Origin of the sequence: Rummeliibacillus sp. NPDC094406, from assembly GCF_044763875.1 — a bacterium.
Lineage (GTDB): Bacteria > Bacillota > Bacilli > Bacillales_A > Planococcaceae > Rummeliibacillus.
In genome coordinates, this window is sequence record NZ_JBIWGZ010000010.1 from 22,586 (window position 1) to 35,158 (window position 12,573).

The window sequence follows — 12,573 nt, forward strand, 5'->3', positions numbered from 1 at the left end:
TTGGGGATAAACTATACATAAAGTTGGGTGTAGAGATGGAATTTTTTGTTTTTATGATCATTGGATTCTTAGGTAATTTTGTCGGCGTACTATGTGGCGGTGGAGGTCTGATTACATTACCGACGATGTTACTAATGGGGTTACCTGCCCATTCTGCAATCGGAGCAAATAAAGTTTCAAATACTGTTAGTTCTTTTACAAGCTTTCTTGTTATTTTCAAAGAAAAAGAGATTTCGTTAAAAGAAACGTTTACGGTTCTTGTGATGTGTTTAATAGGAGGGGCACTTGGTGGAGTCATCGCTACCCTCTTAAGCGATAGCACATTAACAATGATCGCCATTATTTTACTTGCCTTCGCATTTGTCACTTCATTTTTTAGTAAAAATGATTTTGAAGGACATGCATTATTTAAGCCCAATAAAATAACGGTGCCTTCATTGTTAGGGATTAGTATGTATGATGGTATGTTCGGACCGGGGAGTGGCACACTACAAATGTATTTATATGCACATGAAAAGATTGTCTATATTCGTGCTGTTGGACTTGCCAGGGTAGGGGTATTTGCAGGTTGCTTCGGTTCAGCAATTTCCTACATTGCTACAGGAAAGATAATGTGGGGATTAACGATCGCTTTAATGATAGGTTCAACAATCGGAGCACAAGTAGCAGTAAGGGTTGCACGAAAGCTGGATACGAAATATGTGAATCCATTACTGAGAATGATTACGCTTATTCTAATAGTTCAAATTGTAATCAGTTATTTTAGAGGGTAACTGGTAAAAGAACGCTTCCCTCAATAGATTGGAAACGTCCTTTTGTACTATACTAACACTTTTGTCATCTGCTCAAGCAATTGTTCAGCAGAAATAGTAACCTCACCGCCACCTTGGACAAAGGTATCATTTCCGCCACCCTTACCGTTGATGACTGGTAATACAGTGTTTGCTATTTCCTTCATGCTACCAATATGTGCAGCCTCCCCTTTTGCTGCCACAAATTGTAGTTTATCAGCATGCTTTGAAACGAATAGGGCAGTGCTTGCTTCATCTGTAGATATAATTGCGCGTGCTAGTTGTTGTAACTCCTGAACGGAGCGGGAGGTAAATATTTTACAAATAAGATTGTCATCGGATTCTTTTATTAATTCTTTTACTTCAAAAGTTAGCAATTGATTATTGGCATCAGCTAAGGCTTTTTCAAGTTCCTTTTGCGTTTGTAATAGCTTTGTTACGGCTTGTGCTGTTCTCTCTTCAGGTGCATTTGAAAGACGAGCTGCTTCAGATAATTCTTTTTTTCGCCAATGTAGTTCATGAAGTACACGTCCTCCACAGACAAAATGCACACGTGTTTTTTTCTTTTGCTTTTCTGTCGCTAAAATTTTAATAGCTTGAACCTGTCCGGTAGATGTAGGGTGAGTGCCTCCACAACCGTTATAATCGTAATCTGGAATAATAACGAGACGAATTTCTCCAGTAACAGAGACAGCTTTTCGTAAATTATAATTTAAAATCTCTTCTTCTGTTACCCATTTTGTTACAATTGGGCGATTTTCCAAAATAATGTTGTTTGCTCTCTTTTCTACTGCAGCCAGTTCTTCATCTGAAATTTTCGCATGATCAATATCGATCGTCACTGTTTCTGTCCCAAGATGAAAACTTACCGTAGGATAGTTGAAAAGCTCAACAAAAGCTGCCGTTAAAATATGTTGGCCAGCATGTTGCTGCATATGATCGAAGCGACGTTGCCAATCAAGCACACCATGAACTTCTGTCGTATTATCTGGCAAAAACTTAGTTACATAATGTCGAATCTCACCATCAATTTTCTCCACATCTATTACTTCCACAGTATTTAACATACCTTTATCATGCGGTTGTCCACCACCAGTGGGGTAAAAAGCAGTATTGTCTAATACGATATATTTTCTTCCTTCTTCATCCTCTTGTTGAGTTAGAACCCTTGCGTTAAATTCCTTCATCATGCCATCTTGATAATAGAAAAGTTCTTGCATTTTTCCACACTCCCTTATGTTATCGCCTATTTTTAACATAAAACTTTACTAATTGCCAATTTCCTATATTATAAAGTAGTGAAAGATGTAAAAGGAGCGATTTTATTGGATATTTTATCATATACAATGGAAGAAATTTTAGATCCAACTAATATTATTGAAGGTCAACGTTTCGAATTTCTGTTGGATATTAATGTAGATGAAGACGATGAACTGTATACAGAAGGAGGAATTGAGATTCGAGCGATTGTCGCAAAAAAAGATGACGAACTTGCATTAGCTAGTTACTTTATCACTGCAAAAGCAAGCCAAAAATTATTAGACTTTGCATTAGAAGATGATGAAGAAGAAATGATTTTAGCTTTTTGTAAAGAACATATTGCTGCAGGAGAATAAAAAACAGCCTGTAATATGCTTTGTCTAATAGACATTCGGGAATACTTAAGTGTAGGATTTCTGGATGTCTATTTCCGTTCAGAAAAAAAGGAGTTGAAAGAAATGGATGCTTATACACAACCGATTCTAATTGCGATTTTTACTTTTATACTACTAGCATTTGTGATTTGGATTCCATGGCTTATTTATACATATCGAAAATATGGATTTATGCCATTATCTACAACGTTAATTTCGTTCTCGTTTATCTTTTACTTTTTGGCTGCGCTATTTTTAGTATTATTACCTTTACCAACAATTCGAGATACTTGTTCAATGCAAGAACCTGGAACACAACATTACTCTTTAGTACCATTCCAGTTCGTGATCGATATGTCTAAAAACAGCGAAATTATATGGTCACAACCCGTAACGTATATACATTTATTTAAACAGCCTGCATTCTACCAAGCGTTTTTTAATTTTATGTTATTAATGCCCTTTGGTGTCTACTTACGTTATTTCTTACAACAAAAGAAAAAATGGCCCATTGCATTTGGGCTTACATTTTTATTGACATTATTTTATGAATTGACACAAGTGACGGGGATTTATGGGATTTACAACTGTGCCTATCGAATTTTTGATGTGGATGATCTAATGTTAAATACATTGGGTGGGGTTGTTGGATTCTTTATCGCTCCAGCAGTATTAGCACTATTCCCATCGAAAGAAAAAATCCATGAGAAGGCAGAGCTTTTATTAAAACTAGATGAAGTAAAACCGATGGCCGTATTACTATCAGTTGTCATTGATTTATTTATCTCTGATACTGTGACTCAAATTATTCTACATGTTACGAGCACAAATGAAGTAAATGAATTTCTAATGCGCTCTATTTCTCTATTTATAGTTTTCTTTGTGATTCCAATACTTTGGAATGGAAGAACCCTAGGGACATTCATTATACGTTTCCGCTACGATAGTAAAGTTAGTCGCAGTTCTACAATAAATCGACTATTTAAACGTTTTGCTGCGATTTATGTAACATTTTTTATTATCTTCGTAATAAATGTTTTAAATCAATCTCAAATTTCAATGGATTCGCCGTATTATCATGTTTCGGTTTTCCTACAAATTGGAACAATGATTCTGTACTTTATCTTAACAGTTGTACTCTTTATCCATATTATGCTTGTTGTATTTGGAAAAGGTAAACGTAGATTCTATTTCGATGAGGCTTCTAATTTATATACGACAAGAAAAGGTTGATATGCTGGATTAAATAGGCATCAATTTCATAAATACTAGAATGATGTGGAATTAGCTTCGCTTTCCCGCTGAAGTCGACTGTCTTTCGCTCCATTGATACCGATTCATTCGTATATGGCATCAAACTTAGAATATCCAAATATGAAACGATTCGCGCAACTAAAATTTTACAAAATTGTATTTTAAGTTAACGGATGCTAATATGAAGGTAGTTCTCTTTACAAGGAGGAATCTAAATGGTCGCATTATTTTCTAATGCATACTCTAAAGCACGAAACTTCATGGCCAAAGAAATCTCCATCGAAGTTTCATAAAATGTCTTAGGCAAAAAATGATTTATTTTTCCAAGACAAATTGGATCATTTCTTTAGGCCAGTTCCCTTAGTTTTAAAGCCTAAATAATTGGAGTGATTTCAAATGGAAAAACAAACAATTCAACCATTCTTGTCGGTAGCAAACTATCATTTAATCGAACAACAAATGAATAAAATCATAAATACACATCACACAACAAAGGATAAAAATGTGATTCTTGCCGTAAAAGGGCTTGTTGAAACAGAGCTGTCAAAAAATTTAGAGCTTGATCCTAATCAATTAATACGAATCGAGCAACTATACAATATGACGGATTACACTCAAGGTGAATTATATTTAGAAAGATTAAAACCCTATGTCATTCCTTTTAGAGAAGTGACAGTAAGTAATTTAAAAAGTCTTTTCAAAAAAGAAAAGAAATTAAAATTACCTAACCTAGAAAGTATAGATTTTCAACATATCTGCTATTTAACTTGGGACGATGTTAGTACACATCGTAAGTATGTAGTACTTGAACAACGAGAAAAGCTTAAAGCTATCAAAGGGAACATCGATACCAAGGTAATTAAAGGGATTTGTGCAGTTTGTAATCGCCATTCAGATGTTAGTCTGTTCACAACAAAGGTAAAAGGGCAAGTTACAGATACGTTTACAAAATACAGTAACTACATTTGTACAGATAGTAAAAATTGCAATGAGAACATCTCAGATTTGCAAAGATTAAATGACTTTTTTGAACGTGTTACACATTAAATAAAAGGAAAGACCTCTCCATTAGAAAATCGAGAGGTCTTTTCTTTTTATACAATCTTTTCTAAAGTTAAGTACCTATAACTCAGTTTTTCCTACAAAAGTGGGTTTGTTCTAATCTGTATAAAATACGAATAAATCTACACAAAATAGTGCGCTGAAAACGTCCTGTAGAAATACTTACTTTCCTGATTAAATATTTATGTAAATGCAATAAATTACTCATTGACAGTCCACATCAATGTGATTAGAATAGTAATGTATTTTGATATTGAAATTCATTATCAATTAAGTTGAAGATTGTTATAATCTTCGAGGGAGAAACCTATGAGAAAAAAATTACTATTTATTATAACTATCCTTTTATTAGTTATTGGAGTTGGAATACATAATCCTGCGTATGCTGCTGGAAATTCCAATGATGATATGAAAAAGGCTGAGAAATCTGTTGATAAAGCTATTGAATTGGCAAAAAAAGGGGACCTCTCTGAAGCAGAGAAAACCTATAACGAATATGATAAAACTTGGCGAGAAATTGAAACTGGAATAAAAAATGACTCAGCAAAAGCTTATCAAGATATTGAATCAAATATGGGACAAGTAGTCTATGCATTTACTCTTAAAAAGCAAGATCAGGTAGTTCAGGCTTTAGAGGGTTTAAAGAATGTAAATGACAAATTTGCAAGTGGTGGGTATCCAAAAGAGAAAAGTTTTAAGAAAGAAGACATTTCTTTAGATGATTTTATTATTCTACTTCAACAAACAAAGAAGGAGATAAATAATCAAAATCAAAATAACGCTCTTGCGGACATAAAAAAAGCGAGTGCTAGTTGGCTAAGTGTTGAGGGAGTAGTCGTTGCACAATCTGCATCAGTCTATAGTGATTCCGAAAGAGATTTGGTGAAAATACAAGCAATGTTGTCTGCTAATCCACCAAATTATAAACAAGCAAATGAAACAATAGATAGTATGATTAATTATCTTACACCATTAGCCGAAAAATCTAGTTACACCTATTGGGATGCTGCAATGATCCTTATTCGTGAAGGGTTGGAAGCATTACTTGTTGTAATTGCCTTGATGTCTTTTGTAAATAAATCAGGCGAAACAAGAGGAAAGAAATGGATTTGGAGTGGCGTTCTAAGTGGATTTGGAGTTAGTATTATTCTTGCACTAATAGTCAAATTCGTGATATCTTCCGGAGCGTTTGGTAATAATAATGCACTTATTGCTGGTTGGACAGGAGTATTTGCAGCGGTCATGTTGTTGTATATGAGCTATTGGCTTCATAGCCAATCAAATATTGCTGATTGGAATCGATATATTCGTGAAAAAAGTCAGGCAGCACTATCTACCGGAAAACTTGTTTCACTTGGAGTTTTAGCTTTTCTAGCAGTATTCCGCGAAGGAACAGAGACTGTCCTATTTTATATTGGAATGGCAAGCCAAATTAAGCTTCAGTCACTTCTATTTGGTTTTCTAATAGGAGCAGCTATCCTAGGAATCATTGCCTTTTTAATGATATATGTAGGCTTGAAGTTACCGCTTCGACCATTCTTTATGGTATCAAGCCTAATTGTATTTTATCTTTGCATTAAGTTTACTGGAATGGGCATTCATAGCCTACAATTAGCTGGATTAGTTCCAACAACTAATGTTGAAAGTATTCCAAGCATTGAATTCTTTGCATTATACCCTTCATGGGAGAGTGCCATCCCACAATTAATTCTTGTTATTGTTGCTGTTGCTATCATTCTAGTGAAAAAGTTTAAAAGTAATAACTAGTTAAAATAAATAATACTCATTAAGAAAGAAGGAAAAGGTCATGAAAAAATTAACATCGATGGTTTTATCAATTGGATTTGGAAGCGCGTTATTATTAGCTGGTTGTGGTTCAAATAATAGCAATGAAGTTTCTGACGGAGTTAATAAAATGCTTGATACAACTGAACAATTATCAAAAGCAATTGATAGTGGGGATCAAGCGAAAGTAAAAGAAGTTGGCCCGAAATTAGAAGATCAATGGAAAGTTTTTGAAGATGAAGTGAAAAAAGATAATAAAGATCTTTATGGAAAAGTTGAAAAATATCTAGATCCAACGATTGCAGGTTCAGAAGCACCTACTTTAGACAAAAAAGCTTTGGGTACATTAAATGATCAGCTGACTGATGCATTGAAGGAATTAGCTGATAAAACAAAGTAAATTAACTATTATTTTGGTAAAAAAGTCGAAGCTACAGTGCTTCGGCTTTTTTGTTATTAAGATGATTGGCTTATAGAAGATTTCCCTTTCATCAGTAAACCATTAGATGATGATGCATTAACTTGTGGATAAACTTTTTTTGAATAAATTTTCTGTACACAGATAACATAAAACTTATGCACAAAATGTTAATAACAGATTAATAAAAGGGGATAAAACGATTTTATCCACATGCTTATCAAGTTTTTGCGCAGCGCATACTGGGATTTGGATAAAAATTAACAGTATCCATTAACATAGTCTAAATTTATCCACATGAATTTACTCTTATTGTGGATGGAGCTTTCGCGATAATAATTGGTGCAAAACGGAACAGTGAATTTCTTATTGAAACTTTTTTTGGGGGTTTTCGTAAATATAGTAGAGCAACAATAAACTTAGGAGGAATGCTTTATGTTAAAAAAACTAGCATCCGATGCACTTGGATTATCTGATATTGGGGTCGTTGTACCAAGAGAGGATTTCGATAAAACAGAGGCTGATGATTTTGTTAAGCATGAATCAGGAGAAGTTGTGTATTTCTTGATTAAAACGAAGTCAGATGAATACTGTTTTACAAATCAAGCGTTAATCCATGTAGACGGTGATTCAGCGATCAGTAAAAAGCGTCTATTAAAACGATATGATTATGAACATAGCACAATATCAGATGTAATGTTAGAAACAGCAGGTACGATCGATTTAGATATTGAAATTAAATTCACAATTGATAACATACCGATGTCAATTGATATTCATAAAAAGTTTGATACTGATATCAAAGATCTTTATAAAGCATTCCATACAATTTCAGTAGAAATGCTTCATAATAAGAAAAACTTCGAAATCGCACAAAATAGTTTAAGCTATGCAGCACAATCTATCGGAAAAATAGAATCAAAAGAAGTAACACCTGCACAATCATTCGAACAAATTACACGGTTCGCAAATGATTGGGCGTTAAGAAACAAAGAACAATGTATGAAAAAAGATTATAGTGACGTGTTTGAATTGTATATTAATCATTAATATAGTATTTGAGGGGAGCTGTCTTAAAGTGAATGAAAAACCCACTATTGGACATCCTTCTTACTCGAATTGAAAAACATTCTACTATTTTTTGCTAAGCACCCCCGCTAAGCGCACAAACCGCATGAGCCACCTGCGTTGTCTCAAAAGCGGAACGCGCCTGTTTAGCTTTATTGGTCAGAAGTTCTTCACACGAAGAGGCGCTTTTTGCCTCCACAGTGAGAAGTTATCTGGTACAAAAAGCTGGCGCGCGGAGCTGGAGACGATTCGTTCTCGCGCTCTATGCAAGGCAGGGGAGCTATTTTAATTTCCTCTACTACTTAAGGACTTATTATAAGTAGCGAATATAAACTTATGGGCATTCTTTAAAACAAGCTATTTGGTTTGGATAAAAAGATTTGTTTAACAATACTGTTGCTATTTCATATAACGGAGTCAAATAAAAAAAGAGTCTTCAGCTTTAAGCTAAAGACCCAAAATTAGGTTTAAACTCACATGAAGTTCAGATTTTATTTAGAAATAAAATACTGAACTTTAGGATTCTATCACACTATCAATGCATGTTCAAGTGTTGTATAGATATTGACACAACGATGTTAATTGTTATCAAATCAAAGATTTCCCCTTATTTGTTTACATTGTTAGACTTTTCATAACTAAAAACAGCTACAACAACATAGAGCAATAAGAAAAGAATGAAAGTGCCAGCCCATGTTACATCAATACGCTCGAAACCAGGAACAATGAACTTTTTAAAGAGTACAACACTAATAGCAAATTGCGTAATAGTACTAATAGTATCTACTGACTTCGTCAATTTTATATTGCAACTTGCAATGATAAATAAGCAAAACAAATCAAGTAAGATAATCATAGAAAAGATTAATATGATAAACCAACCAAAGTAGAAAAGATCTTGGTACCATTTTTCGAAAATATCAATACTCGCTAGATTGAATTTAGCCAGTATATTATATAAACCGTAAAAACCAAAGTAAGGCACTGTAATGGCCAAAGTAAGTGATATAGCTAAAATAGCAATAATTAGTAACAAAGCTGACCATCCAGAAACACGAATTTTAATCTTTTTATTTCTAAACATAGAAATCCCTTCTTCACCTAATAAAATAGGTTTCTATTCATTGTTATTAGAAGTTTTAAATCTCAATCTATCACATTATAGAACAGTAGCGATGACATTGCACATGAATTGTTACATTAAACTTAACTCGCTTGTTAGATAATCATACTCTTACTACATGGTACTATAAAACTGTCTAGAAAAAACCTTAAAGATATTGGAAATATACATACGATACTAATTGAATAGAGACAGGTGAAGTTATGTTAAGAGATGCAATATGGTGGAGGCAATGCACATGATGTTGAATATCCAGCAAATTATAGTGAAGTAATTGCCGTATCATCGATCGATAATGCTAAAATGCTATGGAAGAAATCCAATACAGGTGATCAGGTGGAGTATAGTGCACCTGGTGTAAACATTTATACACTGAGTCCAACAAAATCCTATGTACAAATAGCCGGTACATCCATGTCGGCATCCCATATTACAGGAATGATCGTATTACTAAAGCAACAACATCCAACCTATCCACCTAGTGAACTACGTCGATTAATTTAGGAGAAACAGGAAGGGATCCTGTACGGTTATGGATTACTGAATACAGCTATAGCGAACCCGAGCAATGTTAGCAAATTTTCTGTACTAAATATTAAGAAAACATCAGCAACCTTGCACTATGAGATAGCACAAAACGTAATGTTCTAGTAGAGAAATATCGAATAGAAGTAACTGGCAAGAAAGCAATCACAACAACAGATACGAATTATGTATTAACAAGCTTAAAACAAGGTACAACGTATTATGCAAAAGTAACAATAATCAGCATGATCAGTAAAGAATCTACGGGCAAAACAATTCAATTTACAACAGCAAAAGATTCTGCATCAAAAATCTATGTAAATAAAAATAAAGCGACGATTAATAATGTTGTAAAGAAGATCAACAAAGGAAAGAAACTGAGTCTGAAATCGGAATTCTTGCCACTTTACAAGGTATACAGCGATTTAAATCCTTCTCAAAAAAAAGCTGTTAAAAAATACCGTGGAAAGCTAAATTTAATGGCAATTTCAACAACGGCAAAGTCAACACAAGTAAAAGCATATTACATATGAAAAACAAAAAATATACAACGATTACGTTTAAAACAGCCATTAAACCATCCACTTTAAAATCGAACCATGTTTATTGAAAAATGCTATTCTTTCTCGTAAATTTCTTACGGGAAATTTAGCGTTTTTTTTATTTTGTAGGTGATGATAATTGTTTGATGAACATCAAATGATCCATCATGAAAGAAGAAAAATTATTAAGTCTACTAGATAAAGAAGCCAACAATATAATGACTAAGAAAAATCGCAACATAGATAAATGCACACTATTTATAAAGCTACCTAGATCCTGCGGGATTTTCCTATATTCTTCTAACTTTTTAAAAAATTTTAGTTTCATTTTCGCGAAAATATGTTAACCTATATTTAAAATTAGTTAACTTTAAGGGTGGGAAAAAATGACTTCAAATGTTTCAGGAACAAAAAGTAAGCTTTCTACATTAGAAATTGTGTATTGTGGAATGTTTGCTACTTTAATGATGATTGGCGCAAACATTACATCTTTCGCGCCGTTTTTAGTAGTAGGTGGGGTACCCATTACACTGCAACCGTTATTTGCAATTTTAGCTGGACTTGTTTTAGGTAGCCGTCTAGGTGCCATATCTATAACTGTTTATACGCTTGTTGGTTTAGCTGGAGCACCTGTATTTGCCGGGTTTAGTGGTGGTTTTTCTTCTATTTTAAGTCCAACATTTGGATTTATCGTAACGTTTATATTATCAGCTTATGTAGCAGGGAAAATGGTGGAATATCGCCGTACGAAATCTATGTATATTGTAGCAGCACTTGTTGGGATAGCCATTAACTATTTAATTGGTACAAACTGGATGTATTATGCATACAAACTCTGGGCAGCAGCTCCAGAAGGATTTACATACAAAATGGCATGGTTATGGATGGTTCCGCCTCTTCCAAAAGACATTATATTAGCAGTATTTGCAGGCATCTTTGGTTTCCGATTACAAAAAATTATAAAGGTGGGTCATTAATATGAATTACGCAAAATTAGCTCAGCAAGTAATTGAAGGATATAAAATCACAGATGAAGAAGCATTAGCAATTTTAGAGTGTCCAGAGATTGATCTATTGAAAGTACTCGATGCATCTTACCAAATCCGCCACCACTATTTTGGTAATAAAGTAAAACTTAATATGATTATCAATACAAAATCAGGATTATGTCCTGAAAACTGTGGCTACTGTTCACAATCTATTGTCTCAAAGGCACCAGTCGAAAAATATCCAATGATGAAACAAGAAGAAATTATGGAAGGTGCAGATCGTGCGGCTGCATTAAATGTTGGTACTTATTGCATCGTTGCTAGTGGTAGAGGTCCTGTGAATCGAGAAATTGATATCGTTGTTGATTCTGTAAAAGCGATTAAAGAAAAGCATCAAGATATGACGATCTGTGCATGTTTAGGTATTTTAAAGCCTGAGCAAGCCGAGCGTCTAAAAGAAGCTGGAGTAGATCGTTACAACCACAATATCAATACATCAGCTAGAAATCACACTAACATTACAACCTCACATACGTATGACGATCGTGTGCAAACAGTTGAACGTGCAAAAGAAGCAGGAATCTCACCATGCTCAGGCGTAATCGTCGGTATGAAGGAAACAAAACAAGATGTTATTGATATGGCACGTAGCCTACATGCATTAGATGCAGATTCTATTCCAGTAAACTTCTTAAATGCTATCGATGGTACACCACTAGAAGGGACGCATGAACTGAATCCAAGATACTGCCTTAAGGTGTTAGCATTATTCCGTTTCATCAATCCGACGAAGGAAATACGTGTATCAGGTGGTCGTGAAGTAAACTTAGGTTCACTTCAACCATTAAGCTTATATCCTGCCAACTCTATTTTCTTAGGTGACTACTTAACAACAGACGGTCAACCAGGTGATGAAGATAAGAAAATACTTGAAGATTTAGGGTTTGAAATCGATATGGCACCATTGCAAAAGAGTACTTGTATGTAAAATAATCAAATGTTAAAAAGCCGTGTGATGATCGTTGAACTGAACCCCGAATAGTAGACACTTTAAAAAAGTGACTCTTTCGGGGTTTTTTCTATTTAGAAGCCCCGTTTTAACCAATTAAAACACTGGATTGACGAATACATAGAGGAATACAACACAAGAAGATACCAATGGGACTTAAAGAAAATGACTCCGGCACAATACCGAAGTCATTTGATCGCAGCGTAAGCTGATAAGTTACCTTTTTTAAACTGGCCATTTTTAAGGGCGCAGTTCACGTTAATGGGGTGTTTCATTATTTCTGTAGCATATGCCCATAATCCACTTTTCTATTGAAAAACCCGGCACATTGATCTTATCAAGTGCCGGGTTATGAAAGTGCAGTGTCCATATT

13 protein-coding genes and 1 pseudogene are annotated in these 12,573 nt (G+C 34.3%); 12 read left to right on the forward strand and 2 right to left on the reverse strand.

Annotated elements, in window-relative coordinates:
- The first annotated feature begins 35 nt into the window (after positions 1–35).
- Complete coding sequence (locus ACIQ4I_RS19515) at positions 36–773, forward strand: sulfite exporter TauE/SafE family protein (RefSeq protein WP_403099156.1); 738 nt, start codon at positions 36–38, stop codon at positions 771–773.
- 47 nt (positions 774–820) lie between these two features.
- Here the strand turns inward: ACIQ4I_RS19515 and ACIQ4I_RS19520 are convergent, their stop codons facing one another.
- Positions 821–2,050 (reverse strand): alanyl-tRNA editing protein, encoded by a 1,230-nt coding sequence (locus ACIQ4I_RS19520; protein WP_403099158.1) that lies wholly within the window; start codon positions 2,048–2,050, stop codon positions 821–823.
- A gap of 66 nt (positions 2,051–2,116) precedes the next feature.
- Here ACIQ4I_RS19520 and ACIQ4I_RS19525 point away from each other — a divergent pair, with 66 nt between their 5' ends.
- The 6 genes from ACIQ4I_RS19525 (at position 2,117) to ACIQ4I_RS19550 (ending at position 7,994) form a co-directional block, all read left to right on the forward strand.
- Positions 2,117–2,407 carry a DUF6509 family protein gene (locus tag ACIQ4I_RS19525; protein ID WP_403099160.1) on the forward strand — a complete coding sequence of 97 codons (291 nt, stop codon included), beginning with the start codon at positions 2,117–2,119 and terminating at the stop codon, positions 2,405–2,407.
- Positions 2,408–2,509: 102 nt separating this feature from the next.
- Entirely contained in the window at positions 2,510–3,658 is a 1,149-nt protein-coding gene (locus ACIQ4I_RS19530; RefSeq protein WP_403099163.1) for a VanZ family protein, read from the forward strand.
- A gap of 417 nt (positions 3,659–4,075) precedes the next feature.
- Positions 4,076–4,726, forward strand: coding sequence for a FusB/FusC family EF-G-binding protein (locus ACIQ4I_RS19535; RefSeq protein ID WP_403099165.1), 651 nt, complete (start codon positions 4,076–4,078; stop codon positions 4,724–4,726).
- A 324-nt stretch (positions 4,727–5,050) separates the two neighbouring features.
- A complete protein-coding gene (locus tag ACIQ4I_RS19540) occupies positions 5,051–6,508 on the forward strand; it encodes an FTR1 family iron permease (RefSeq protein ID WP_403099168.1) in 1,458 nt (485 codons plus the stop codon).
- A gap of 40 nt (positions 6,509–6,548) precedes the next feature.
- Positions 6,549–6,926, forward strand: coding sequence for a hypothetical protein (locus ACIQ4I_RS19545; protein WP_403099171.1), 378 nt, complete (start codon positions 6,549–6,551; stop codon positions 6,924–6,926).
- A 453-nt stretch (positions 6,927–7,379) separates the two neighbouring features.
- Entirely contained in the window at positions 7,380–7,994 is a 615-nt protein-coding gene (locus ACIQ4I_RS19550) for a PH domain-containing protein (protein WP_403099173.1), read from the forward strand.
- A 625-nt stretch (positions 7,995–8,619) separates the two neighbouring features.
- Here the strand turns inward: ACIQ4I_RS19550 and ACIQ4I_RS19555 are convergent.
- Positions 8,620–9,048 carry a hypothetical protein gene (locus ACIQ4I_RS19555; protein ID WP_403099176.1) on the reverse strand — a complete coding sequence of 143 codons (429 nt, stop codon included), beginning with the start codon at positions 9,046–9,048 and terminating at the stop codon, positions 8,620–8,622.
- A gap of 300 nt (positions 9,049–9,348) precedes the next feature.
- Between ACIQ4I_RS19555 and ACIQ4I_RS19560 the strand changes: the two genes are divergently transcribed.
- The 5 genes and pseudogenes from ACIQ4I_RS19560 to ACIQ4I_RS19580 all read left to right on the forward strand — a co-directional run.
- Positions 9,349–9,639 carry a S8 family serine peptidase gene (locus ACIQ4I_RS19560; protein ID WP_403099179.1) on the forward strand — a complete coding sequence of 97 codons (291 nt, stop codon included), beginning with the start codon at positions 9,349–9,351 and terminating at the stop codon, positions 9,637–9,639.
- A 266-nt stretch (positions 9,640–9,905) separates the two neighbouring features.
- The gene (locus tag ACIQ4I_RS19565) at positions 9,906–10,193 is read left to right on the forward strand and encodes a hypothetical protein (RefSeq protein ID WP_403099181.1); all 288 of its coding nucleotides are present in this window, start codon (positions 9,906–9,908) and stop codon (positions 10,191–10,193) included.
- 395 nt (positions 10,194–10,588) lie between these two features.
- A complete protein-coding gene (locus tag ACIQ4I_RS19570) occupies positions 10,589–11,179 on the forward strand; it encodes a biotin transporter BioY (RefSeq protein ID WP_403099184.1) in 591 nt (196 codons plus the stop codon).
- A gap of 1 nt (position 11,180) precedes the next feature.
- Entirely contained in the window at positions 11,181–12,179 is a 999-nt protein-coding gene (bioB, locus tag ACIQ4I_RS19575) for a biotin synthase BioB (protein ID WP_403099185.1), read from the forward strand.
- A 111-nt stretch (positions 12,180–12,290) separates the two neighbouring features.
- A pseudogene (locus ACIQ4I_RS19580) lies at positions 12,291–12,407 on the forward strand (IS3 family transposase); the annotation flags it as partial.
- Positions 12,408–12,573 lie beyond the last annotated feature (166 nt).